We start from the raw sequence: 22,340 nt of genomic DNA on the forward strand, positions 1-22,340 counted from the left end.
AGGCGAGTGAGGTCGACGCGCCGCTGCGTCGTCGCCGCGAGAGCCCGGTTCTGTCCCGCCGTGAACTGGACGTCGCAGCCAGGGCCGCGGATCGGCAGCGGACGCGAGAGATCGCGCAGGCTTTGGGGATTTCCCCGTCGACCGTGAACAATCAGCTGAACTCGGTGTTCCGAAAGCTCGGCGTCTCGTCGCGTGATGAGCTGCGGGACGTGCTGGTCGAGCTCGGCCGCCCCACCGCCGGCGGGCAGACGTAGGTCGTGCCCTACCTCGAGCCGCGTCGGCTATCGAGCGATCACGTTGTAGCGGATCTCGGATGCGTCGTACCCGACCTGCAGCTGCCACGTCTCGTCCTCGAAGAAGCCGCTGGTACCGAGATCGGAGGTCGCGGTGTACTGCCCGCGGATCGTGTCCAGCAGCGCCGACCCCTCTCCCTCGCCGTCGGCGCAGCTGAACACGAGAGCGGCGGTCCCCCCGGATGCGGGGAATCCCGATCCGTATGTGCTGGCGCTCACGAGGTCGCAGGAGGGGACGGGAAGCTCGGAGGGCCACCCCTCGGGGTATGCGACTGTCACGACGGCGGAGGTGTCATCCGCATCGTCATCGGCTTCCTCCTGGTCGCTGGAGTCCTGCTCGACGGCGACGACCTCGCCGGCCGATTCCTCCTCGGCGGATGTCGAGGGGGATGTGGCTGCGCACCCGGCCAGAACGATCCCGGCGACGATTGCGGAGATGCCGATGAGGACGGGGCGATTCATGGGTTGCTCGATTCTGAGGGGCGGGTTCCCGGACGGCGGACGAGGAGAGTCTCCCGTCGGGGGCGCACTGTCGCAATGGGCATCAACTGCCCATTGCGACGGCGAGACCCCTGATCGACTCTCGTACACATGATCTGCGTCTCACGCCCCGCTGCGATCGCGGCACTCCTTCTCATCGCGGGCGCTCCGCTTCTTACCGGCTGCAGTGGAGGACTGGGCGAGCCGAGCCCCACACCGACGTTCGACGCGGCGGCCAGCGGCGTCGACGGTTCCGACGACACCGATGGTTCGGGAACCGGTGACGGCGGATCGACGGGGGGCACCGATGTAGCGGAGGCAGGTCTTGTCGACTGCGTCCCGGGCCAGTGGGTGCTGGATGAGATACAGGTGACGGCGTTCTACAGTGCCGTCGCCGCGTCGATCCCCGAGCTGGAGATCGTGCCGTTCGGGACGATCGGCCTGACACTCGGTGCCGACGGAGGATACTCCTACGCGCCTGACTACGGATTCGTGCTGAGTGTGAATGCCGGTCCCGTGACGATCGAGCCTCGCGCGGTGGTCACGGGTGGAGTCACCGGCTCCTGGCAGGTCGAGGGTGGCACTCTCGTGCTCACCGAGACAGACAGCTCGCTGACTGTCGACGCCCAGCTAGACGGTCAAGCGTTCGACGTCGGGGATCTGACCAACAGCCTCATCGAATCGAGCCCGATGCTCAGTTCTGCCGGCACGATCGCGTGCACGTCGACGACACTCACCGTGCCGTATCAGACGGGAAGCGGATCGGTGGATCTGCAGTGGGATCGGGTCTCGTAGGTCAGTCTGATCGTCGGGGTGATGTCCTCACGCCACGGCCTCGAGAATGCGAGACTGTAACGCGTGCCTGAGCCCGCTGCGCCGCATCCGACCGACCGCTACGTCGTCGCGACCGACGGAGCGTGCAAGGGCAACCCCGGTCCGGCTGGCTGGGCGTGGGTCGGTGAGGACGGCAACTGGGCCGCAGGGTCCCTGCCCGAAGGCACGAATAACATCGGAGAGTTGCTCGGGTTGCTCTACGCGATCACCGATCACGCGGATGTCACCGAGCTCATCATCCAGGCGGACTCGAAGTACGCGATCGACACTTACTCCTCGTGGATGGACGGTCACCGTCGACGCGGCTGGGTGACAAGCGCCAAGAAGCCCGTCGCGAACCGCGACATCCTGGAGCGTCTGATCGCAGCGCGCGACGCGCGACGTGCCTCGGGGATGCCCGACGTCGTACTCGAGCACGTCCGCGGGCACAGCGGCCACCGCCTCAACAGCTGGGCCGACGAGCGGGCGGTTCGCGCCTCCGAGCATGCGGCGAAGGGTGAGGCGCTCGTGTGGACGTCGCTGCGTGGTCTGGATCGCCTCGATGTCGCGACTGATCCGCCCCGCTCTGCGGCCGACCGCGCGCGCCGCTAGACAGGAGGGGTGCCGGCTGATCTGAGCGCTCGGTCGACCGGTCCACTTGCCGCATCGGCCGGCTCTGAAGGAAGCACGAGGCTGGCGATGACGCCGTGCCCGACCGTGGAGGAGATCTCGACGCGCCCCCCGTTGGCTTCGGCGAGGTCCTTGGCGATCGACAGGCCCAGCCCCGACCCGGCAGTATTCGTCGCCTCGGCGTGGGCGGTGCGGTAGAACCGCTCGGAGACGTGCGGAAGGTCCTTCGCTTCGATGCCGGGTCCGTCGTCGGAGACGACGATGCGAACTCCGGCAAGCGGGGTTTTCGCGTCCTGGGATGCGGCGATCACTTCTTCCTCGGCAAGGATCTGGATGGTTCCGTGCGTGGGTGTGAACTTCACCGCGTTGGAGATGAGGCTTCGCAGTGCCCGGGTGAGTTGTTGGCGTGACCCCCGCACGGTGCCGGCATGCGCGCTCACTGTGACGGTGAGGCCCCGGGCACGCGCGATGTCGTCGAACGGTTTCAGCGCGTCGGTGATCAGATCCCCGACGCGGATGACCTCAACGTCAAGATAGGCGGTGCGCGCGCGTTTGTCGCGGGCGGCGATCAGGAGGTCTTCGATGAGCTCTTGCAGGCGGTGGGCGTTGCGTGAGGCCACCGCAAGCCACTCTCGAGACTGCGCGGGCAGTTCGCCCGCCTCCTCGACCAATTCCAAGTATCCGGTCACACTCGTGATCGGCGTGCGAAGCTCGTGACTTGCTGTCGCGATGAAGTCGATCTGGCGCCGTTCAAGGTCGAGCTGTGCGGCGAGTGCCCTTGCGCGGTCTTGCTCTGCGGCGATCCTCACCTCGACCGCCCGGGCGTTCTCGGTGACATCGAGGAACTGGACCGACACACGTTCGGCGAGCCCCGCGATTCTCGACGCATCGACGCTGATCACGCGGCCGTCGGGGGTCGAGTGTGTGACGAGATGGCCCTCGCGCAGGCTCTCGGCCATGGCGCGCAGGAGCGGGCCCGCGCGCCATCGCCGGTCCGCGTCGATCTCAGAGCCGGCAATGGTGCGGGATGCCGTGTTGGACAGCAGTACTCTCCAGGCATCGCCTTCCTGCGCGACGACGAGAATGCCGACCCGCGAGTCGACGACGCCGCTCGTGACCAGCTCGGTCGTGCTCCGCGCGGAGCGGATGGCGGTGCGCAACTGGTAGCTCGCTGTCGACATGAACATGCTCGTACTGGCGACCATGAAGATGAAGAGAATCGTCAGAAGCGCGGACACCTCCGGAGTCAGACCCGCTCCCGCGAAGGGGCCGAGCCCGAGGACCGTCAGTGCCAGGACGATGACGCTCGCGATGAGCGTCTCGGTGTAGGCAGCTCGGATCGGGAAGCGGAATGCCGCCCACGCGATGATTCCCACCGGAAGGAAGGTCAGCGGCAGCCCTGAGCCGACGGTTGCGAGCACCACGAGGATGCCGGTGAGCACAAGTATTTGAGCGACGATCTCGCCTGCCGGAGTCGGCTGGCCGATGTGTGGCGGGAGGATCGCAAAGGGGGCGAGAAGAAGGATCGCCGCCGCGTGCGATGCCGCGGCGTGCGCACCGAGGAGCGCTGCGTCGGAAGCCGATTGTGCGAGGACCGTTCCCACCAACACCCCCAGGACGCTGGAGGCCGCGATCGTTGCGAGGGTGAACCGCCAGGCACCGCTCACCCGGTCCAGGACAAGACGGTGTCGAAGCCGGTAGTGGAGGAGGAGGGTGAACACGCCGGTTTCGATGGCGTTGGAGATGCCGAAGCAGACAGACACGGCCAGAGGACGTCCGGCCACAGCGTTGGCCGCTCCGGTGACCAGCGCCACCATCAGCACGAACGCCCACCACTGCCTCCGAGGCGTCCACAGGATGAACAGCACCGACACGCCGGCCGCGGGCCACCATGCGGCGACGCTGCCACCCTGGGGTGTCACCAGCACGCTGAGCTGGGAGAGGACGAAGATCGCGATGGCCGCGAGAATCCACATCCACCAGGGAAGCGCCTTCGCGGGCGCTGATCCTTGCGCGCTGTGCGGCGCAAGGAGACGGCCAACCATGAAGAAAACCTACCCCGCTCCTGCTCGAAGCGGCGGAGCCCACTCTGGCCCACACCGGTGCTTTCGGTATCCGGCCCGGCGGAGCAAGAAGCCGATGTCCAGGCGGGGCGTCTACTCGGTGTCGTTCCGCGTAGCCATGATGGTCCGAATGATCTCGAACTCGTCGGCCTGGGTCAGTCCCGCTCGCCGGGGGCGATCGACACCCCGCTTCAGCTCGTCTTCGAGCGTCCGGGTCACTGTCATCGCGAGTGGACGGGTTGTCCCGCCGGTGGAGCCGAAGGCGTCGGCGCGCCGCCTGGCGAACCCGGCGTATGCGGCAGGCAGCCACAGTGGCAGCGACCGCGGGCCCGCCCAGTAGCCAATATCCGAACCGGTCAGAGGGATCGCCGGGCCCGACGATGAGCCCAGGCCGGGCGATGAACAGCCGATCCCCGATGGCATCCACCGTCGCCCGCTCGGCGGCGACCTTCGCATCCGCATACTGAGAAAGGTCGCGCGGGTCCACGAGGTCAGCCGATTCATCGGCATCCGGCTCGTCGTTTCGCGCATAGACGGAAACGCTCGAGACGAGGGTCCAGTGGGCGGCGTCGTGTGAGAGCGCCCGAAGTGCGCCGGTCACGAGTTCGGGCGCGTACGAGAGCTCGATCACCTCATCCCACGGGCCGGTCACTTCGTCGTACGCCGAGGGCTGCGTGCGGTCGGCGCGGACGAGGCGCACGCCCGGGGGAGCGGATCCCGCGCTCCCTCGGGCAAGGCACACGACCTCAGCGCCCTGCTCGTGCCACGCCCGGGCGACCCGCGCTCCCAACCAGGCGGTGCCGCCCAGCACCAGCACCCGAGTCACGTCGTCAGCCAACCAGAGACGGACCGATCGATGTGTGTTGGTTCGCTGCGGGCTTACCGCGCTGAGTCAGGCAGTGACGGTGTCCCGCGTCGACTTCCAGCCCAGGGCCGGCGCCACGTGGGTCGCGAAGGCCTCGACGATTCGCAGGTTGAACGCAACCCCGAGCTGGCTGGGGATCGTGAGCATCAGGGTGTCGGCCGACTGCACGGCGGCATCCGCCATTAGCTGATCGACGAGCACATCGGGAGCACCTGCGTAGGTCTTCCCGAACGTCGAGCGCATCCCGTCGATGTAGCCGACGCCGTCGCCGTCCTGACGACCCCCGAAGTACATCTCGTCTTCGGCTGTCGTGATCGGGAAGATGCTGCGGCTGACCGACACGCGCGGTTCGCCAGCGTGACCTGCGCCGCGCCAGGCTTCGCGGAACGCGTCGATCTGCTGTGCCTGAAGCTCATCGAAGGGAAGGCCGCGATCCTCGGTGAGCAGGGTCGAGGACATGAGGTTGACACCCATCCGTCCCGCCCACTCGGCGGAGTCGCGGTTTCCGGCACCCCACCAGATGCGCGAGCGCAGCCCGGGGGAGTGCGGTTCGATGCGCTGCATCCCGGAGCCGCCGCCGAACGGGCTCATGGCGTCGCGCTCGGCAAGTCCGGCACCCTCGACCGCCTTCAAGAACAGGTCGAAGTGCTCACGGGCGATGTCCGCACCGCGGGGATCGGTCGAACCGGTGTAGCCGAACGCTTCGTAGCCGCGGACGACGGTCTCGGGTGACCCCCGGCTGACGCCGAGAGCGAGTCGACCGTCGCTGATGAGATCGACGGATGCCGCTTCTTCGGCCAGATACAGGGGGTTCTCGTAGCGCATGTCGATGACGCCGGTGCCGACCTCGATGCGTTGCGTGCGCGCTGCGATGGCGGCGAGCAGCGGCATGGGAGACGACTGCTGCCTCGCGAAGTGGTGCACACGGAAGTACGCGCCGTTGACGCCGAGATCATCCATGCCCTGGGCCAGATCGATTGCCTGGAGCATCGAGTCCTGCGCAGTGAGGATGTGTCCGCCGCCGAGGGGGCCGTAGTGGCCGAAGGACAGGGTTCCGAATCGCTGCATGTCGGTGTCAACCTTCGAGGGGTGGTTTCTATTCCGGTGAATGGACCGAGGTGAGAGCGAGGTCGAGAGCGAGGACGTAGTCGTGCTCGAGGCGATCCCCGACCTGGAAGCGCTTCGTGCCGATCCGCACGAAACCCTGCTTGGCGTAGAAGCGCTGTGCGCGAGCGTTCTCCTGATTCACGCCGAGCCACATCCGGGTCGCGCCGCGGGTGATTGCCTCCTCGGCGGTGGCTCGGAGGAGCCCCGCTGCGATGCCGGTGCCATGGGCGCCCGGGAGCGCGTAGCACTTCGAAAGCTCGCTGACGCTCCAGTCTGGGGTCGGTGCATTGAGGCCGAGTGCGGCGCGAACGTCGGCATCCGTCGGTGGGGCAGCGACGAGCATCGTGTAGCCGACCAGCCGCCCCGCGGGATCCACGTCAACGAACAGCACGCGGCCGGGGTCGCTCAGGTAGGAGCTGAAGGATGCTTCGCTGAGGTTATCGTCGATGAAGCGGCGCTGGTCCTCGGCGGTCGAACCGGGCGGGCAGGCCAGGGGGAAGGTCGCGGCGGCCAGCTCGTGCAGAGCGGCGGCATCGGCGGGTCCGGCGCGTCGGATCATGCTCGTATTCTCCCGCGGCCTCAATGCCCACCGCGAGTCGCCGGAGTCGCTATCGTGAGCGTCATCGCCGCACGATCGCCGCAGGGGCGCGGCCGATCACGGCGCGTGACCCGGAGTGTGCCCATGTACGTGCTCATCATCCTGCTGCAGACGCTGATCCTGCCGCTTGTCTCGGGCGGCATCCAGCTGCTCGTCGCCGGCGGGAATCCGTGGCTCGTCTTCGGGCTGTGGTGGGGGTTCTGGGGCGTCGGCATCCGTCTCGGGCTGGCAGGACTCAGCCAGATCATGAAGCCCGACCGCACCCGCAAGATCCTGGAGATCGACGCGACCGACGCGAACCAGGTGGTGCAGGAACTCGGCTACGCGAACCTCGGCATGGGACTGACCGCGCTCGCGATTCCGTTCCTGCCCAGCTGGGGAGTGCTCCTGGCCGTTCCCGGCGCCCTGTTCCTCCTGTTGGCCGGGGTGCGACACATCGCGAAGCCGGGCAAGAAGCTCGCCGAGCAGGTGGCGACGTGGACGGACCTGGTCGTGTTCCTCGGGGTGCTCGCCGGCGTGATCGGTCTCGCGATGGTGGGCTGGTGAGCGGCGCTTTGTGAGGACAGCCATTGTGAGGGCAGCCATTGTGAGGACAGCACTGTGACGTTCGAGATCCGTCCCCTCCGTCTCGATGAGATGGCGATGCCCGTGGAGTGGGCAGCCCGCGAGGGCTGGAATCCGGGTCTTTCGGATGCCGGGCTCGATCACCTGGCCGACGTCCGTACCGTCGGCCTGGACGGTGTGGTCGATCAGCAGCACAACTACAGCAGGTCGGGGTTCGTCCTCGCCCACCGCAACGTCCGGTACGCGGGGGTCGCTCCGCTGCGGGTGGTCGCGACGAACGGGCGGCGGAGCATCACGCTCGTGCCGGCAGCGGATGTCGATCCTTCGGCTCTGGAGCGCTACGACGCCGCGCACTTCGGCGCGAAGCGCAGCGATTTCCTCCGTGCCTGGACCACCGACTCCAGCCACCGCGCCTTGGTCGCCGTCCGTGGTTCAGACGACGGAACGGCAGGCGACGGGACCGTCGGCGACGTCGCGGGGTACGGGGTCATCCGACCGTGCCGAGATGGATTCAAGGTCGGCCGCTGTTCGCGAAGGATGCCGCCACCGCGGCGCAGCTGATCGAGGGCCTCGTCCAGGGCGTGGCGCCCGGGGCGGCGATCTTCCTCGATCCACGCACCGTCAACGCGGAGGCCGTGCAGCTGGCGGAGAGCCTCGGGATGCGCCCGGTGTTCGAGATGGCCCGCATGTACCGTGGCGAGCCCCTCGACCTCCCGATCGACGAGGTCTTCGGCATCACGACGTTCGAGCTGGGGTGACCCGTGCCCGGAGTCAGCTGACCCTCGGAGCTCGGTATCAGACCTACAGGGAGGCGAATGCTTCGAAGACCGTGCCCTCGGGGAGGGGATCCCAGAAGGTCGCCTCGAACTGCACCTTCGTGCCGTCGCTGGGCAAGCGGTCGACATAGGTCCATGCCCCGCCGATGATCTGGCCCGAGGTGTCCCGGGCGACCACGGTGATCTGCACGAGTTCCTGGTCTTCCTCGAAGTCCCCGCTGACCGTGCCGGTCACGGTTGTCGAGACGTCATCGGATGTCGCGGCGAGGTCGCCGAGCGTGAACTCACCGGTCTCGGCGAAGGGGGAGAGGATCGCGTCGGCAGCGGTCGGGCCGATGACGTTGAGGTCGACGATCTCGCCGGCCCCGACCTCGTAGAAGTCGCCGACGAGCGCGGCCTCACCCGACAAGATGACGCGGTACTCGTTCGAGGTGTCGAGGATCGTGCCGTCCGCGCCGATCGCCTCGACATCGATGCTCGCGAAGTCGAAGATGTAGTCCTGGTTGGGGTTCTCGAACATCACGACGTACCACCACGTCTCGGGATCGAACTCGTACCGGCCGAACGACCCGTCGGTGATCACGATGTCCTGGGCGGTCGTGACGTCATCCGCGGGCTCGTCGTCTTCGGGCGCGATCGTCTCCTGCGCGATCTCGTCCTGTATCGCGTCGTTCAGGACGGCGCCGCCGATCCACAGGAACGACAGCGCGATCATGACAACCGAGATGATCCCGCCGACGACCGAGAGGATGAGGGCTGTGATGCTCATGCCGGTGCCGCCCTGCTTCTTGCTGATGAGGGCGATGAGGGCGATGATGAACGCCGCGAGCAGGACGAGCCCGGCGATCCAGTTCACGAACGGGATGAATGCCATCACGACACCGACGATCGCGAGGATCAGGGCGATGATCGCGAGCGTCTTGGGCCGGGTGTCAGGGGCCTTCGGCGGTGCCGGCGGGACGCCGTAGCCTGCCGGCGGATAGCCGGGAGCGCCCGGAGCAACGCCGTAGCCGGGCGCCCCGGGTGCGGCCCCATAGACCGGAGCGGCGGGCGGAGCTCCATACGGTGTCGTTGGGGCCGTGGGATACCCAGCCGGTGGCGCGTACGCCGGCGGTGCCGCGGGCACGGCGGCGGGCGGTTCGGGCGCGGCAGCGGGCTCCGGTGCCGGCGCCACGGGTGGTTCGGCTGCGTCCGGCGCCGGGTTCTGCGGTTCTTCCAGGCCGGCGGGTGTGTCGTTCGACATCGGTCTCTCCCCTTCACTCGACGCTGAGCGCCGCGGCATTCCCCCGCCGCAGTACTGACGTTAGCGGCCTGGCCTGCGGGGCAAAAGCGCATTTCCCGCGCCGCGAGAGTGAGGGCTTCGTAGGCTGGGACCATGAACAAAGGCACTCTCTGGACCGTCCTCGGAGTCATCGCCGCGATCGTGATCGCCTGGCTGCTCGTGGAACTGCTGTGGGGTGTGGCGATGCTCATCCTCAAGCTCGCGGTGGTCGCCGTCGTCGCCGTCGTCGTCTACTTCGTCTTGCACGCGGTGTTCGCGAGGTCGTCGTCCTCAGAATGACCGTGCGTCGCCGGCTTCGGATCGCTGCCCTCGGTGGGGGAGCGATGGCGGCCACGCTCACCCTGACCGCGTGCGTCGGCGGCGCTGGACCCGTTACCTCTACCTCTCCCTCCGCCACCGCCGATGCCCGTAGCCCTCTCGTCGCTGAATCCAGTCCGACCGCGACCGTGTCCGCCGAGACCGCCCTGTGGCGCACGGCTGGTGCGCCGGCCGCGCTGGCGGGGTCGCTGCGGGTGCCGTGGTCGATCGTCCCGTTCGCCGACGGCACCCGGATCGTGAGTCTGCGCGGCGGCGCGGTGCTCGAGGTCGACGCGAGCGGGTCGACCCGCACGATCGGCACCGTCCCGGACGTGAACGTCGGCGGAGAGGGGGGTCTGCTCGGTCTCGCCGTCCTCGAGACGGATGCCGAACCCTGGCTCTACGCGTACCTGACGAGCTGGAGCGACAATCGCGTCATCCGGATGCCGCTTGTGGGTGAGCCGGGAGAACGCAGCCTCGGCCCGGCAGAGGTGGTGCTCGAGGGGATCCCGAGGGCGGGGAACCACAACGGCGGACGCATCGCGTTCGGCCCCGACGGGTACCTCTACATCGCCACCGGGGATGCGGGAAACACCGGGGCCTCGCAGGACCCCGCGTCGCTGGCGGGGAAGATCCTGCGCGTCGGAGTGGACGGGATACCCGCGCAGTCCAATCCGTTCGGCAATGCCGTGTACTCCCTCGGTCACCGGAACGTGCAGGGTCTTGCGTGGACCGCCGACGGCACGATGTGGGCGACCGAGTTCGGGCAGAACGCGACCGACGAGATCAACCGCATCGTCGCGGGCGGGAACTACGGCTGGCCGGTGCACGAGGGCCCGGCCGGAGACCCGGCGTACATCGATCCGGTGGTCACGTGGACGACGGACGAGGCAAGCCCCAGCGGACTGGCCGCCGCCGGTAGCACCCTGTTCGTCGCCGCGCTGCGGGGTGAACGCGTCTGGCAGGTCGACGTCGACGCGAGCGGTGCCCTGAGCGACCCGCAACCCCTGTGGGTCGGGGAGTTCGGCCGCATCCGTGACGCGGTGATCGACGGAGACGAGCTGCTGCTGCTCACGAACAACACCGACGGTCGAGGCTCCCCGTCGGGCGACGACGATCGCCTCCTGAGTGTTCAGATCGTCGAAGCAGCCCCCTGATCCGCGGCGTTCCTCTCAGGCCGGACGCGGGCGCGCGGCGACGAGGATGCCGGCCAGGACGACCGCCGCGATGACGCCGACCCAGAGCGCCGGCGACCCCACGGTCGCGTAGACGGCGGCGCCGCCGACGGCGCCGACGGCGATCCCGAGCCAGAGCGCCAGATAGCGCAGCCAGCTCGTGCGATCGCCACCGCGGAACGCGCCGACGATCCCCTCGCCGATCTTCACCAGGGCTCCGGTCATGTAGGTGATGCCGAACGAGGGTTCACCGCGTCCGCTGAAGACGGTGTTGACGGCCCCCATCGCGAACGAGAGGCAGACGGCTGTGGGGGCAACCCCCATGAGTGCTGCGCCGGTGAGGGCGTTCGGGTCGACCGGCGGCGCACCCGAGAGGAGGGCGCCGATCGCGATGACGCCGGCGACGCCGACGAGGATGATCCCGCCGCGATCGCGACCGGGGGAGCTGACGATCGTGCCACCCATCACCCCGAGCACGAAGCCCAGGATCACCAGGAACCCGAAGCCCGCGGCGGCGAGGTCCCCGCCTGCCAGCTCGACCCCCGACTGGGTGGTGTTGCCGCTCATGAACGAGACGAAGTATCCGCCGAGGTAGACGAAGGCGATGCCGTCGATGTATCCGGCGAGGATCGCGAGTGCAACGGCGATGGCCAGCCGGAAACGCGTGAGCGACCTGACCACGACGACCCTTCCGGCGGCGCATTCCTCCACACCGACCTGCCCCAGAGTATCGGCCCGTCGATCCGGCTCGTGGCCGGCGATGTCTGTCGGCAGACCTAGAGTCGAGGGCGTGGAAGAACCGGCGGACACCCTGTGAGACGAGCGGTGATCGTGCTCGGGATTCTCGCCGCTCTGGCGGGGGTCGTCGTCATCGCGGTGATCAGCTGGAGCGCGGCCTCTCGGCCGGGCGCGGAGGCGCGGCGGAACCCGGTGACTGCGCCGGCGATCGATGCCGCGTCGGCGCAGGAGATGCTGTCGCGGCTGCCGACGGTCTCGGGGGTAGTGGACGCGCCATACCAGCGTGATCTGTTCGGAGAGCGCTGGGCCGACGTCGACGGCAACGGGTGCGACACCCGCAACGATGTCCTCGCCCGTGACCTGTCGGCGGTGGTCTTTCGCGAGGGGAGTGGCGAGTGCAAGGTCCTCGAGGGGGTGCTCGTCGATCCCTACGACGGGCACACCGAGAGCTTCACGTCCGGGGAGCAGACGTCCCCTCTCGTGCAGATCGACCACATCGTCGCATTGGCGTGGGCGTGGCGCCACGGCGCTGATCGGTGGTCGGATGCCGAGCGCCTCGTCTTCGCGAACGACCCGGCGAACCTGGTGGTGACGGCGGATGAGATCAACTCCGCCAAGAGCGACTCGGGCCCGGCCGAGTGGATGCCGCCGGCTGCGGCATCCGTGTGCGGATATGTGATCGCCTGGGTGAGCGTCGTCGATGCCTACGACCTCGGGATCACCGGCCCCGATCGGGAGGCGGCGCGCTCAGCCCTGACGCGCTGCTGACCCCGTTGACGCGGTACCCAGGGACCTCGCGAGTTCGCTTGTTAGCGTCGTCGCCATGCCCCCCATCTCTGGTTCGGCACGCACCATGCCCGATCTGGACGCCCCGACCGGGCGCGACGGGTCCACGGCGCTGGAGCAGGATATCCGTGCCGAGATCGCGGACGCCGAGCGCGAGGACCGCCCGATCAGACGGATGCTGCGCACAGCGCGCGCGTGGGTTGCGAGGCATCCGCGGGTCGAGATCGCCTACCGTGTCGGCGTCGCCGTGGTCGGGACGATCATGGCCCTCGGTGGACTCGTACTCGTTCCCCTGCCGGGACCGGGCTGGCTGATCGTGTTCCTCGGGCTCGCGGTGCTCGGCACCGAGTTCCACTGGGCGCGCCGGCTGTCGGGCTGGGTCAAGCGGATGCTGGACCGGTTCTGGCAGTGGTGGCGTCAGCGTCGCGCGGCTCGTACCGCTCGCGAAGCTCGCGCAGAATAAGAGCCCAGGCGAGGAGGAACGCCCGCTCGTCGAGCCGCCGTCGACGCATCCAGCTCGTGACTTCTGCGTTGCACTTGCTCGCGTTGCAGCTGCCGCAGGCCGGAACCACGTTGTCGAGCGGCCGCCGCGCGAGATCGGAAGCACGCAGTCCTTCTGGAGGGCGAGACCCGCGCGTCCGCAGTACGCGCACCGCCCCCACGCATCGCGGATGAGTATCCATTCGGCGTCGGTGAGGTCGCTTCCCGATGCTGCGACACGTCGGGCGCGGCGGCGCGCAACGCGGGCACGGCGGGTGCGTGGGGCAGCCATGGGATTGACCGTAGCGCCCTCCTCCCGCGGCAGCGTCACGAAACGCGCACGCCAATCACGCATCGACGCGGCGCGTGCGTTCCACCGGCGTTGGCGAGACGGCCACCGGTCTTGCGCTGCGTCAGCCGGCGGCGCGGTGGACGAGATCACGCAGGGTCGCCTCGACCTCGTCGGTGACCTCGACGACGGCGAAGGCTGTGGCCCACATCGCGCCGTCATCGAGCAGGGCGTCCTCGTTGAAGCCGACGCTGCCGTAGCGGGTGTCGAACTTCGACGCGGGCTGATAGAACACGACGACCTTGCCGTCTCGCGCGTACGAGGGGAACCCGTACCAGGTCTTGGGGTCCAGGTGCGGTGCCTCTTCCCGCACGATCCGGTGAAGCAGCTCCGCGACCGCCTTGTCTGTGCCGTTCAGTGCGGCGATCGCATCCACGCAGGCCCGCGCTTCCTTCTCCTTCTTCGCCGAGCCTGTGCCGCCGGCGGCCTGCTCGCGCAGCTCGGCGGCGCGCTGTTTCATCGCCTCACGTTCTGCGTCGCTGAAGCCATCCGTTGAGGTGTCACGCTTGTCGGCCATTCGTGGGGTCCTTTCTGGTGCCGCTGACATCGAAGGTACGGGCTGCTGCGGTCGGGCGCTTCTCGATTCCTACTCGACCCGCGTGGCTGCCCGGAGCGAGAGGGCCGCGGCGGGGAGCGGTCAGCGAAAACACAGAGGGATTCGTGACCGAATCTCGACCTGAACCTCGCCCACGCCGGCCACCGGGCGCTGCTAACCTGCCGCGTGGGACGGACCCGACGACCGGACCCAGACACCTGACGGAGTGAATTCGATGCGGAACGTTGTGCGCCAAGACCAGCCCCACCCGACCGAGTCCGACGACCGAACGAGCACCCGATCCCCGGGGCGGCGCAGCATCGGCGCCGTCGCGCTCGTGACGGCATCCGTGCTCGCGCTGGCAGGCTGCTGGGCACCTGCCGAGCCCGATGGTGAGGCATCCGCCGTGAGCGGTGCCGTCGTTCCCGTCGTCGACGGGGCAGCAGTATCCGGCTGGGAGGTCTCGGCATGGTCGGCTGGTGCGGAGGGCGAGCCGGCGTCGCAGATCGGGTCGACGTCATCCGATCGCGACGGTGAGTTCGTCGTCGATCTCGGTTCCGTCTCGCGGGGCGACGATCTGGTCTACCTGCTCGCGACCGCCCCCGGCGGTGACGACACGACGATGACCGCGACCTTCGCCGCCATCATCCCCGCGGATGCCACAGCTGTCGTCCTCAACGAACGCACGACCATTGCAGCCGGCTATGCGCTCGCGCAGTTCACCGGTCCGGACGGCGTCGAAGGTTCTGCGCCGGGCCTTCCCAATGCCGCCGCGATGTACACGAACCTCGTGGACGCGTCCACCGGTGATTACGGGGCGGTGCTGACCTCTGCGCCCAACGGCACGCAGACCGAGGCGCTTCCGACGTTCACCTCGCTCACCAACATCCTCAGTGCGTGCGTCGTGGATGCTGACGCGTGCCGCGCCCTTGTCGACGCCGCGAGCGCTCGGTCGGATCAGCGGTCCGTCGATACGTTCCGTGCTTTCGCTCAGATCGCGCGCGACCCCAGCGCTGCCGCATCCGCACTGTACGACCTGTCGCTGACTGTGGCGGGAGACCGCCCGGGTCTGATGGCGGCCCCTGCCGCCTGGACCCTCGCGCTTCGCTTCGACGGCGACGGGCAGACCCTCGACGGTCCGGGTAACTTCGCCATCGACCCCGACGGAAACATCTGGGTCAACAACAACTACGAGTACGGTGCCGACCCGCAGGACCCCACGTGTGGCAGTGACCTGCTGTTGAAGTTCGCGCCCGGCGGCGAGATGGTCGGCAAGTACACGGGAGGCGGGCTGAGTGGTTCGGGCTTCGGCATCGCCTTCGATCCGTCGGGTCAGCTGTGGGTGAGCAACTTCGGTTTCGCCGGCGAAGGATGCACCGAGCAGCCGCCGCACAACAGTGTGTCGCTCTTCTCGATCGAGGGCGAGCCGCTCTCACCGCCGGTGACCGGGTTCACCGCCGGTGAGCTGGCGTGGCCGCAAGGCATGGACGTCACTGCCGCGGGAGACGTGTGGAACGCGAATTGCCAGACCGGCACGGTCACCGTGTATCCCGGGGGCGATCCCGAGCAGGCGATGACCCTGGATGTCGGTCTCGACCAGGCGTTCGGTGTTGTCGACACCGGGCAGCACGTCTTCGTGAGCGGCATCGCGAGCAGCTCGGTGGCGGTCTTCAACTACGACGGCACGCTCGTGGGTGACGCGCCGCTTGCAGGGGATGAGTTCGTGTTGCCGATGGGTGTTGCCTCCGACCCGGAGGGCAACGTATGGGTCGCCAACTCCGGCTCCACGACCCTCCCGTGCCCGACGCGGCCGATCTCGTCGGGGCCGACCGGTTCGATCGCGCTCATCGACGCCGACGGGCAGACGGTGTCGGGCCCCTTCAGCGGTGGCGGGATCACCCGGCCGTGGGGCATCACGACCGATGGCAACGGGAACGTCTGGGTCGCGAATTTCTCCGACCAGCGCGTGTCGGCGTTCTGCGGGACCTCGCCCGACACTTGCCCCGGCAGCCTGTCGACGGGTGACCCGATCTCGCCGGATGCCGGGTACGCGTTCGACGGCCTCGTCCGCAACACGGGACTGATCGTCGACCCGTCGGGCAACCTGTGGATCGCCAACAACTGGGAAGAGGTTCCGCTGCAGACGAACCCCGGCGGTCACCAGATCGTCGCCTTCGTCGGTCTCGCCGCCCCCGTCGAGGTCCCCCCCTTCTCCGGCTGAGTTGTCCCTCCTCCGGCTGAGTTGTCCCTCTTCCAGCCGAGTTGTCCCTCCTTCAGCCGAGTTGTCCCTCTTCCAGCCGAGTTGTCCCTCCTTCAGCCGAGTTGTCCCTGAGCGGTGCATGGGGGACGAACCCACAGCATCCGTACCGAGCCCACAGCTTTCTGCCGAAGGATCGTGTGGGTTCCCGAGTTAGGTGTGGGTTCGGCGGTGGTCCGGGGCGACCAGGGGCATCCAGCAGGCATGAAGGGATGAGGCGGATGCTTGCGCGGGGCATCCCGCGGATGTTATGTTTTTCGACCCACAACGACGTGCCCTGGGGTAACCGTCAGGTCCCCGAATCGACGGCACGCCCCCGAAACCGCTGTATCTCGGTAGGTCGGGGGTCGTTGCCCTGCCCGCCCCCGCAGCCCCCTCTGACGCGCGAGCCCACCCTTGGGCGCGAGCCCACAGCATCCGTGCCGAACCCACACGTTCTGACCACCGAAACGTGTGGGTTCGCGCGGGAAGGTGTGGGTTCGGCAGGATGGGCTCGCGCGATCGGGCCCAAGAAGGTGTGGGTTCGGCGAGGGGGTCTGTGTCAGGCTCGGATCGTGAGCACCAGCACGGACCTTCGCGTGACACCACCGACACGTCGCGAGTGGCTGGCCCTCGCGGTGCTGTCGACGGGGCTCGGGCTGATCGTCCTCGACGGCACGATCGTCGGCGTCGCCCTCCCTGTGATCATCGCCGACATCGGGCTGGACCTCACCGACGCGCAGTGGGTCAACAGCCTCTACGCGGTTCTGCTGGCCGCGCTCTTGCTGTCGACGGGCAAGCTCGCAGACAGGTGGGGGCGCAAGCTCCTGTTCCAGGTGGGGCTTGTCGTCTTCGTCGGCGGCAGCATCCTGGCGGCGATGGCGGATGCCGCGGGGCCGCTCATCGCGGCGCGCGCCGTGCAGGCGATCGGTGCCGCTCTGATCATGCCGTCGACGCTCTCGACCGTGAATGCGATGTTCCGCGGCAAGTACCGGGGCGCGGCGTTCGGGGTGTGGGGTGCGGTGATCTCGGGAGCCGCTGCCATCGGTCCGTTGGCCGGCGGCGCCCTCACCCAGTGGGCCTCGTGGCACTGGATCTTCCTGGTGAACATTCCCCTCGGGGCTGCGGTCTTCATCGCGGGCCTGCTCACGGTGCCCGAGACGAAGGGCGCGAAGGGGCGGCCCGGAGCGGATGTCGACGGCGCGCTGCTGAGCGCGATCGGCTTCGGCGCACTCGTGTTCGCTGTCATCGAGGGGCCGCAGTTGGGCTGGTGGGCACCGACAGGCGAGTTCTCGGTCTTCGGATGGCAGTGGCCGGCGGATGCTCCGGTGTCGGTGGTACCGATCGCCTTCGCGGTCGCTGTCGTGGCGCTCGTGCTGTTCGTGGTGTGGGAGCGTCACCGCGAGAAGGTGCGCCGTTCCGCGATCCTCGATCTGAATCTCTTTCGCCTCCCGACCTTCACCTGGGGAAACGTCACGGCAGCCATGGTGGCAGTGGGGGAGTTCGCGATCATCTTCGTGCTGCCCCTGTATCTCGTGAATGCGCTCGGCCTGGATGTCATGGGCGCGGGGCTGGTCCTGGCCGCGATGGCGCTCGGCGCGTTCTTCTCGGGCGCATCGGCGAGGCACCTGGCGGCGCGCTTCGGCTCGCCCGGAACCGTGCTGATCGGACTCGGGCTCGAGGTGGTCGGGGTCGCCGTCCTCGCTCTGCTCATCACCGGCTCCAGCTCGGGGTGGATCGTCGCGATCCCGTTGGTCGTCTACGGTCTGGGGCTCGGGCTTGCGTCCGCCCAGTTGACCGGGACGGTGCTGCAGGACGTGCCCGTCGATGTCTCAGGGCAGGGGTCGGCAACCCAGAGCACGGTTCGGCAGGTCGGGTCGGCCCTCGGTACGGCCTTCGCGGGTGCGGCGCTGGCGGTCGCCCTCGCGCTCACGCTGCCGGCCGCGCTGACTGATGCCGGCATCACGGGGTCGAGTGCGACTCAGCTCGCCGACACGACCCGGCAGTCCGCGGGAACGACGATCAGTCAGTTGCGTGCCGAGGGGACGAGCAGTCCGCTCGGTGACCAGACTGCGGCGGCGGTGACGGCGCTTTCGAACGGCTTCGCGGATGCCACACGTTGGTCACTTCTCGTGGCGACGGTGTTCCTGCTGCTCGGATTCGTGGGTGCTCTCGTCGTTCGCCGTGCTGCGGCACGGTCGACGGGTGCGGCGGTCTCGGCATCCGATGCCCGCACGGGAGGGCAAGGATGAAGTACGACCTCAAGAAGGACCGGAAGGATCTGTACGCGCCCGGGTCCCACGATTTCGTGCGCGTGACGGTGCCACCCCTGACCTATCTGGCCATCGGCGGTCACGGCGACCCCAACACGGCAGCCGAGTACACGGATGCCGTGAGTGCTCTCTATGCGTCGGGGTATGCCATCAAGTTCGCCTTCCGGGCCCGCTCGGGTGACGACTTCGTCGTCGGTCCGCTCGAGGGGTTGTGGTCCAGCGACGACCCGTCGAGCTTCGCCGAGCGCCGCAAGGATGCGTGGGACTGGACGATGCTGATCCCGTTGCCGCCGGCAGTGACGGATGCCGACATCCGTGTCGGACTCGACACCGCAGCCCGGAAGAAGCCCGAGCTGCCGATCGACAGGGTCGCTGCGCGCACGATCGAGGAGGGGCTGTCGCTCCAGATCCTGCACGTGGGTTCGTACGATGCGGAGACCCCGACGCTTCGGCGCCTGCATGCGGAGCTGATGCCGGCGCAGGACCTCACGTTCAACGGGCCGCACCACGAGGTCTATCTCAGTGATCCGCGACGGGTCGCCCCCGAGAAGCTGAGGACGATCCTGCGTCAGCCGGTGCGCGCGATCGACTGACGGAGGTCCGGCAGGAATACTGCCGGACCCGTGGCGATCACGCGACCGGCGCCGACTCGGCCTGCGCCGATGATCGCGGCCTCGAGTGTGCGTAGGCCGGCGAAGGTGTAGGCGGCTGCCGGGCCGATCATGCGATGCACACGCTGAGCACCCGGATGTGGGGATTCACCCACGATGTTCTTCCGACCCCGTCGACATCGGAGGCCGCGTCCGACGGCGTGTCGGTCGCTGCATCGGAGGAAGCCGCGCTGGCATCGCTTTCGGCATCCTTTCCCCATATCGTGCGGATGGCGCTGACGGCCCCGGGCGCCGCGGGCGGCTGCGACGCGGATGCGGAGTTCCGTTTCGCTCTCGACATTCTCCTCGAGGCGTTCGAGCAGCGCCGGCTCTCGGGATGGAGCTCGACAGAGGGGCGCTGACCGCGCCGGTCAGTGATCGAGTCGGTCACTGACGCTCGCCACCGCGCCAGGATCCGACCGGCCGCGCCCGGTGCGCGGTCAGGATCGAGAGACCGAGCGTGGCAGTGGCTGCCGCCACCGCGGCAGTCCCGACGCCGGCTGCCGCCGCGAAGGCTGCGTCGGCGTCTGCGCGCGCCGCGTCAGAGGGGATGCGGACGACCGCAGCTCGTGCAAAGGCGAGATCCATGTCGGCCTCGAGGTCGGCGAGGGTCGCTTCGGCAGCAGCGAGGTTCGCCTCCGCACTCCAGTTGTTGCAGAGCGGTGACCACGGGTTCACGCGCAGGCAGTCCGCGTGACCGGTGGCGAACTCGCGCGGTCGCTCTGTCTCATCCTGCGCGTCGACGACGACATCCGCTCCCGACGCGGGAAATGTACCAGCCTCCGCCAGGTCGAGGGTCGCCCGTCGTAGCCTGGACGGATGACACGCGACTCCCGTGACGCGGCGGGGCCGGTGGGCGCCACGCCCGGGGCCCGGCTCGCTGCGGCTGCCTCCGCCGGGCATCAGGACGCACGCCGGCAGCTTCTTCAGCTCGTGTCGACCGACCCGATGGCCGCGCGCCGCGACAGCCTGGCTGCGCTGCTCGGGCTTCCCGATGACCCCGATGCGAGACCCGCTGCCGTCCTCATCCTGTTCGGGGTTCTGGATGACGCGCCGAGCGCCCACCGGGCGAGTGCTGCAGCCGTCTCGCGGGATCTCGACGTGCTGTTGTTGGCGCGGGCGACGACGCTGCGTTCGCACGCGGGCCAGGTCGCCTTTCCCGGGGGTCGTCTGGAGCCGGACGATTCCGGTCCCGTCGCCGCTGCGCTACGCGAAGCCCAGGAAGAAACGGGACTGGACCCGGACGGAGTCGATGTTCTGGGCACCCTCGCCGAGGTGCCCTTGCCGTACTCCTCTCATCGCGTGACCCCTGTCTTGGGGTGGTGGCGCGAGCCGTCGCCGGTGCGCGCTGTCGATGTGGCCGAGTCGGCGGCGGTCTTCCGTGCGCCGGTCGCCGACCTGCTCGATCCCGCGAACCGCGGATGCACAGTCATCGATCGCGGCCCTCGCAGACACCGCGCCCCCGCGTTTCAGGTGCGCACCGAGACCGGCGAGCACCTGGTCTGGGGGTTCACCGCCATGCTGCTGGACGGCTTGTTCGACCGCCTGGGATGGACCGAGCCGTGGGATCGGATGCGCCGGCTCGCGATCCCGAATCTGTTGCCCTAGGCGAACCGGTCCCGGCAGGCGGTGCTGCTGCTGTGACGCGGCTGGCGTCGGCGCCGCGCCCCGGCCTGTGAGTAGTTCTTACTCATTGCAGTGAGGGGGAAGCCACTCGATGCTGGGTGGGTCCCTGACTGGTCTAAGGAGATCTCCATGTTCCGTCGCAGCCGCGCACTCGCAGCCACAGCCACTGTCGCGACCCTGTTCGCCGCATCTCTCGTGCTCTCCTCGTGCACGAACCCGATCGAGCAGTTCATCGAGGATCAGACCGGCGTCTCGATCGACAGCGACGGTGACGGGAGCGTGACCGTCGAGAGCGAAGACGGCGAGATGACGATCACGGCGGGAACCGAAGTGCCCGACGATTTCCCCGGCGAGGTCCCGCTGCCGTCGACCGGCGCCCTCGAGTCATCGGTGGCGATGGCGGGAGCCTGGAACCTCACGTACACCGGTGTCGACGAGACGACGCTGGACAGTGTCGTCGGCGCTCTGGAGAGCGCCGGATTCGCCCAGACCTATGAGATGACCGCTGGCGACTATGCGCAATCGACGTGGGACAACGGCACGTGGACGGTGAGCCTGATTTGGGATCTGTCCTCTGACGGCGCGCTCAACGTCAGCGTGGTCGCGACGCCGTGATGCTCGGGGCAGGTGCCAGAGGTGTCACAGGTGCCGCGCGAGCTGCCGGCACCGCCATTGCGCTGCTCAGCATCGCCGCTCTCGCGAGCGCGTGTGACGGCAGCAGTGCGCCGACACCCTCGCCGACCGATACGTTGCTCGCGATCGATGGTGCCGGCGCGGGCGGCTCGGACGGTTCCGGGGCAGGTGAGGGCGCGGCGAGTTCGGGGGAGGGCTCCGCGTCCTCATCACAGCTCGGCGCTGCCGGCACCTGCCCCGTCGGCCGGTGGGTCATGGACAACGAGTCATGGGCCGCGGCTCTGGGGGAGATGATGCGCGCCGAGATCCCGGGGGCCGAGGTGCACGTCACAGGCGAGCTGTGGCTGGACTGGAACCGTGACGGCACCTATGTGATCACGGCTCGATCGTCCGAGTACGTCATGACAGGGTCGACCGATGGTTCATCGTTCGTCCAGACGATCTCCCACGACGGCGTCGAGACCGGTGCGTGGGCTGCGGCGTCGGCATCCGCGTACGACCTCGTCGCCCAGGATCAGGCGCAGATGGCCTCGGCGGTGTCGATCACCGCGGGAGGGGTCACATACGCTCCTGACCCCTCGGAACTCGCGCCCGAAGCGTGGACCGGACGACTCGAGGTCGTGTGCGGCCCCGAGGTGATGACCACGACCGCGACCGGCGACGGGGGATCGCTCTCGGCGGATTTCCTGCCGCGCGGGTGAGTCCGCGGACGGCGCGGGAGGGCTACGGCGACGTCCCGGCCCGTCGCCGTAGCCCTCACCTCGACGGATGCCGAACTCGGCGCCATGTGCCGCGCGCCGCGTGCTCAGTGCCGCGGACTGGTGACGTGCCCGGTGTCCGTGAGGTGGCGGCGACGCAGCATCAGCGCAACACCGCCGGCGACGAGCGTCGTGCCGAAGAGGGCGCTGAGGCCGACCAGTTGCAGGGCGTCGGCATCCATTCCGCCTTCGGCCAGTACTGACGCTCCGCCGCCGCTGGATGATCCGGATGCGGTGATCGTGATCGGTGTCGAGAACACGCGTCCTGACGAGAGTCCCGTCGCGACGAGGGTGTGGACCTCGGGGGTCGTGGGCCGCCCCCTTCATTCGGTC

At 68.5% G+C, this 22,340-nt stretch carries 26 protein-coding genes and 2 pseudogenes; 16 read left to right on the forward strand and 12 right to left on the reverse strand.

What is annotated here, in order from left to right:
* Positions 1-254 (forward strand): response regulator transcription factor (locus B4F19_RS08190; RefSeq protein ID WP_292734049.1); only part of this gene is annotated, 254 nt, incomplete at its 5' end.
* A gap of 27 nt (positions 255-281) precedes the next feature.
* Here the strand turns inward: B4F19_RS08190 and B4F19_RS08195 are convergent.
* Positions 282-755: a hypothetical protein gene (locus tag B4F19_RS08195; RefSeq protein WP_292734051.1), complete on the reverse strand. Its 474-nt coding sequence runs from the start codon at positions 753-755 to the stop codon at positions 282-284.
* Between the two features lie 129 nt (positions 756-884).
* On the opposite strand from B4F19_RS08195, the gene B4F19_RS08200 reads away from it, so the two are divergent.
* Positions 885-1,568: a hypothetical protein gene (locus tag B4F19_RS08200; RefSeq protein WP_228178654.1), complete on the forward strand. Its 684-nt coding sequence runs from the start codon at positions 885-887 to the stop codon at positions 1,566-1,568.
* Between the two features lie 63 nt (positions 1,569-1,631).
* Complete coding sequence (locus B4F19_RS08205) at positions 1,632-2,198, forward strand: ribonuclease H family protein (protein WP_292734053.1); 567 nt, start codon at positions 1,632-1,634, stop codon at positions 2,196-2,198.
* On the opposite strand, the gene B4F19_RS08210 is transcribed toward B4F19_RS08205, so the two are convergent.
* The 5 genes and pseudogenes from B4F19_RS08210 to B4F19_RS08225 form a co-directional block, all read right to left on the reverse strand.
* On the reverse strand, positions 2,195-4,261 hold the full coding sequence (locus B4F19_RS08210; protein ID WP_292734056.1) for an ATP-binding protein: 2,067 nt from the start codon (positions 4,259-4,261) through the stop codon (positions 2,195-2,197). The genes B4F19_RS08205 and B4F19_RS08210 overlap by 4 nt on opposite strands.
* A 111-nt stretch (positions 4,262-4,372) precedes the next feature.
* Complete coding sequence (locus B4F19_RS15790; RefSeq protein ID WP_349675947.1) at positions 4,373-4,702, reverse strand: hypothetical protein; 330 nt, start codon at positions 4,700-4,702, stop codon at positions 4,373-4,375.
* Positions 4,701-5,105 (reverse strand): annotated as a pseudogene (locus tag B4F19_RS15795) (NAD-dependent epimerase/dehydratase family protein); the annotation flags it as partial. The gene B4F19_RS15790 and the pseudogene B4F19_RS15795, both read right to left, overlap by 2 nt.
* A 66-nt stretch (positions 5,106-5,171) precedes the next feature.
* The gene (locus tag B4F19_RS08220; protein ID WP_228178657.1) at positions 5,172-6,212 is read right to left on the reverse strand and encodes an LLM class flavin-dependent oxidoreductase; all 1,041 of its coding nucleotides are present in this window, start codon (positions 6,210-6,212) and stop codon (positions 5,172-5,174) included.
* A gap of 28 nt (positions 6,213-6,240) precedes the next feature.
* Positions 6,241-6,810 carry a GNAT family N-acetyltransferase gene (locus tag B4F19_RS08225; protein WP_292734059.1) on the reverse strand — a complete coding sequence of 190 codons (570 nt, stop codon included), beginning with the start codon at positions 6,808-6,810 and terminating at the stop codon, positions 6,241-6,243.
* A 123-nt stretch (positions 6,811-6,933) separates the two neighbouring features.
* Between B4F19_RS08225 and B4F19_RS08230 the strand changes: the two genes are divergently transcribed.
* Positions 6,934-7,395, forward strand: coding sequence for a hypothetical protein (locus B4F19_RS08230; protein ID WP_228178659.1), 462 nt, complete (start codon positions 6,934-6,936; stop codon positions 7,393-7,395).
* Positions 7,396-7,491: 96 nt separating this feature from the next.
* Positions 7,492-8,171, forward strand: a pseudogene (locus B4F19_RS15890) (hypothetical protein).
* Between the two features lie 43 nt (positions 8,172-8,214).
* Here B4F19_RS15890 and B4F19_RS08245 read toward each other — a convergent pair.
* Positions 8,215-9,432, reverse strand: a complete 1,218-nt coding sequence (locus B4F19_RS08245; protein ID WP_292734067.1) for an FxLYD domain-containing protein — start codon at positions 9,430-9,432, stop codon at positions 8,215-8,217.
* A gap of 132 nt (positions 9,433-9,564) precedes the next feature.
* Between B4F19_RS08245 and B4F19_RS08250 the strand changes: the two genes are divergently transcribed.
* Positions 9,565-9,750 (forward strand): hypothetical protein, encoded by a 186-nt coding sequence (locus B4F19_RS08250; RefSeq protein WP_228178661.1) that lies wholly within the window; start codon positions 9,565-9,567, stop codon positions 9,748-9,750.
* Positions 9,747-10,925, forward strand: a complete 1,179-nt coding sequence (locus B4F19_RS08255; RefSeq protein ID WP_292734070.1) for a PQQ-dependent sugar dehydrogenase — start codon at positions 9,747-9,749, stop codon at positions 10,923-10,925. Before B4F19_RS08250 ends, B4F19_RS08255 begins: the two co-directional genes overlap by 4 nt.
* Positions 10,926-10,940: 15 nt before the next feature.
* Here the strand turns inward: B4F19_RS08255 and B4F19_RS08260 are convergent, their stop codons facing one another.
* Positions 10,941-11,753, reverse strand: a complete 813-nt coding sequence (locus tag B4F19_RS08260) for a YoaK family protein (protein ID WP_292728077.1) — start codon at positions 11,751-11,753, stop codon at positions 10,941-10,943.
* A gap of 3 nt (positions 11,754-11,756) precedes the next feature.
* On the opposite strand from B4F19_RS08260, the gene B4F19_RS08265 reads away from it, so the two are divergent.
* Both B4F19_RS08265 and B4F19_RS08270 read left to right on the forward strand, forming a co-directional pair.
* The gene (locus B4F19_RS08265; RefSeq protein WP_228178664.1) at positions 11,757-12,449 is read left to right on the forward strand and encodes an HNH endonuclease family protein; all 693 of its coding nucleotides are present in this window, start codon (positions 11,757-11,759) and stop codon (positions 12,447-12,449) included.
* A 55-nt stretch (positions 12,450-12,504) separates the two neighbouring features.
* Positions 12,505-12,930, forward strand: a complete 426-nt coding sequence (locus B4F19_RS08270; protein WP_292734074.1) for a TIGR02611 family protein — start codon at positions 12,505-12,507, stop codon at positions 12,928-12,930.
* A gap of 430 nt (positions 12,931-13,360) precedes the next feature.
* Here the strand turns inward: B4F19_RS08270 and B4F19_RS08280 are convergent, their stop codons facing one another.
* The gene (locus B4F19_RS08280; RefSeq protein ID WP_228178666.1) at positions 13,361-13,813 is read right to left on the reverse strand and encodes a hypothetical protein; all 453 of its coding nucleotides are present in this window, start codon (positions 13,811-13,813) and stop codon (positions 13,361-13,363) included.
* Positions 13,814-14,066: 253 nt separating this feature from the next.
* On the opposite strand from B4F19_RS08280, the gene B4F19_RS08285 reads away from it, so the two are divergent.
* The 3 genes from B4F19_RS08285 to B4F19_RS08295 all read left to right on the forward strand — a co-directional run bounded on the left by B4F19_RS08285 (position 14,067) and on the right by B4F19_RS08295 (position 18,933).
* On the forward strand, positions 14,067-16,052 hold the full coding sequence (locus B4F19_RS08285) for an NHL repeat-containing protein (protein WP_292734078.1): 1,986 nt from the start codon (positions 14,067-14,069) through the stop codon (positions 16,050-16,052).
* Positions 16,053-16,642: 590 nt separating this feature from the next.
* The gene (locus B4F19_RS08290) at positions 16,643-18,319 is read left to right on the forward strand and encodes an MFS transporter (protein WP_292734081.1); all 1,677 of its coding nucleotides are present in this window, start codon (positions 16,643-16,645) and stop codon (positions 18,317-18,319) included.
* Positions 18,316-18,933, forward strand: coding sequence for a GyrI-like domain-containing protein (locus B4F19_RS08295; RefSeq protein ID WP_292734084.1), 618 nt, complete (start codon positions 18,316-18,318; stop codon positions 18,931-18,933). Before B4F19_RS08290 ends, B4F19_RS08295 begins: the two co-directional genes overlap by 4 nt.
* On the opposite strand, the gene B4F19_RS08300 is transcribed toward B4F19_RS08295, so the two are convergent.
* On the reverse strand, positions 18,909-19,064 hold the full coding sequence (locus tag B4F19_RS08300) for a hypothetical protein (RefSeq protein WP_292734085.1): 156 nt from the start codon (positions 19,062-19,064) through the stop codon (positions 18,909-18,911). The two genes, B4F19_RS08295 and B4F19_RS08300, sit on opposite strands and share 25 nt — an antisense overlap.
* Positions 19,065-19,067: 3 nt before the next feature.
* Between B4F19_RS08300 and B4F19_RS08305 the strand changes: the two genes are divergently transcribed.
* Positions 19,068-19,352, forward strand: coding sequence for a hypothetical protein (locus tag B4F19_RS08305; protein WP_228178670.1), 285 nt, complete (start codon positions 19,068-19,070; stop codon positions 19,350-19,352).
* Positions 19,353-19,377: 25 nt separating this feature from the next.
* Here the strand turns inward: B4F19_RS08305 and B4F19_RS08310 are convergent, their stop codons facing one another.
* Positions 19,378-19,668: a hypothetical protein gene (locus tag B4F19_RS08310; protein ID WP_292734087.1), complete on the reverse strand. Its 291-nt coding sequence runs from the start codon at positions 19,666-19,668 to the stop codon at positions 19,378-19,380.
* A gap of 270 nt (positions 19,669-19,938) precedes the next feature.
* Here B4F19_RS08310 and B4F19_RS08315 point away from each other — a divergent pair, with 270 nt between their 5' ends.
* The 3 genes from B4F19_RS08315 (at position 19,939) to B4F19_RS08325 (ending at position 21,950) form a co-directional block, all read left to right on the forward strand.
* On the forward strand, positions 19,939-20,598 hold the full coding sequence (locus B4F19_RS08315; RefSeq protein WP_228178683.1) for an NUDIX hydrolase: 660 nt from the start codon (positions 19,939-19,941) through the stop codon (positions 20,596-20,598).
* Positions 20,599-20,745: 147 nt separating this feature from the next.
* Positions 20,746-21,231: a hypothetical protein gene (locus tag B4F19_RS08320; RefSeq protein WP_228179532.1), complete on the forward strand. Its 486-nt coding sequence runs from the start codon at positions 20,746-20,748 to the stop codon at positions 21,229-21,231.
* Positions 21,228-21,950: a hypothetical protein gene (locus tag B4F19_RS08325; RefSeq protein ID WP_228179533.1), complete on the forward strand. Its 723-nt coding sequence runs from the start codon at positions 21,228-21,230 to the stop codon at positions 21,948-21,950. The genes B4F19_RS08320 and B4F19_RS08325 overlap by 4 nt, the downstream gene beginning before the upstream one ends.
* Positions 21,951-22,054: 104 nt before the next feature.
* On the opposite strand, the gene B4F19_RS08330 is transcribed toward B4F19_RS08325, so the two are convergent.
* Positions 22,055-22,267, reverse strand: a complete 213-nt coding sequence (locus B4F19_RS08330) for a hypothetical protein (protein ID WP_292734090.1) — start codon at positions 22,265-22,267, stop codon at positions 22,055-22,057.
* Positions 22,268-22,340 lie beyond the last annotated feature (73 nt).

Source organism: Microbacterium sp. UBA1097 (assembly GCF_002313585.1).
Taxonomy (GTDB): Bacteria; Actinomycetota; Actinomycetes; order Actinomycetales; family Microbacteriaceae; genus Microbacterium.

Excerpts from the sequence above, each read along its gene's own strand:
- B4F19_RS08315 (WP_228178683.1), top strand. The coding sequence starts at position 19,939 with ATGGCCGCGCGCCGCGACAGCCTGGCTGCGCTGCTCGGGCTTCCCGAT.
- B4F19_RS08250 (WP_228178661.1), top strand. The coding sequence starts at position 9,565 with ATGAACAAAGGCACTCTCTGGACCGTCCTCGGAGTCATCGCCGCGATC.
- B4F19_RS08285 (WP_292734078.1), top strand. The coding sequence starts at position 14,067 with ATGCGGAACGTTGTGCGCCAAGACCAGCCCCACCCGACCGAGTCCGAC.
- B4F19_RS08320 (WP_228179532.1), top strand. The coding sequence starts at position 20,746 with ATGTTCCGTCGCAGCCGCGCACTCGCAGCCACAGCCACTGTCGCGACC.
- B4F19_RS08200 (WP_228178654.1), top strand. The coding sequence starts at position 885 with ATGATCTGCGTCTCACGCCCCGCTGCGATCGCGGCACTCCTTCTCATC.
- B4F19_RS08245 (WP_292734067.1), bottom strand. The coding sequence starts at position 9,432 with ATGTCGAACGACACACCCGCCGGCCTGGAAGAACCGCAGAACCCGGCG.
- B4F19_RS08255 (WP_292734070.1), top strand. The coding sequence starts at position 9,747 with ATGACCGTGCGTCGCCGGCTTCGGATCGCTGCCCTCGGTGGGGGAGCG.
- B4F19_RS08305 (WP_228178670.1), top strand. The coding sequence starts at position 19,068 with ATGCACACGCTGAGCACCCGGATGTGGGGATTCACCCACGATGTTCTT.
- B4F19_RS08225 (WP_292734059.1), bottom strand. The coding sequence starts at position 6,810 with ATGATCCGACGCGCCGGACCCGCCGATGCCGCCGCTCTGCACGAGCTG.
- B4F19_RS15790 (WP_349675947.1), bottom strand. The coding sequence starts at position 4,702 with ATGCCATCGGGGATCGGCTGTTCATCGCCCGGCCTGGGCTCATCGTCG.
- B4F19_RS08195 (WP_292734051.1), bottom strand. The coding sequence starts at position 755 with ATGAATCGCCCCGTCCTCATCGGCATCTCCGCAATCGTCGCCGGGATC.
- B4F19_RS08300 (WP_292734085.1), bottom strand. The coding sequence starts at position 19,064 with ATGATCGGCCCGGCAGCCGCCTACACCTTCGCCGGCCTACGCACACTC.
- B4F19_RS08230 (WP_228178659.1), top strand. The coding sequence starts at position 6,934 with ATGTACGTGCTCATCATCCTGCTGCAGACGCTGATCCTGCCGCTTGTC.
- B4F19_RS08295 (WP_292734084.1), top strand. The coding sequence starts at position 18,316 with ATGAAGTACGACCTCAAGAAGGACCGGAAGGATCTGTACGCGCCCGGG.
- B4F19_RS08210 (WP_292734056.1), bottom strand. The coding sequence starts at position 4,261 with ATGGTTGGCCGTCTCCTTGCGCCGCACAGCGCGCAAGGATCAGCGCCC.
- B4F19_RS08220 (WP_228178657.1), bottom strand. The coding sequence starts at position 6,212 with ATGCAGCGATTCGGAACCCTGTCCTTCGGCCACTACGGCCCCCTCGGC.
- B4F19_RS08280 (WP_228178666.1), bottom strand. The coding sequence starts at position 13,813 with ATGGCCGACAAGCGTGACACCTCAACGGATGGCTTCAGCGACGCAGAA.
- B4F19_RS08270 (WP_292734074.1), top strand. The coding sequence starts at position 12,505 with ATGCCCCCCATCTCTGGTTCGGCACGCACCATGCCCGATCTGGACGCC.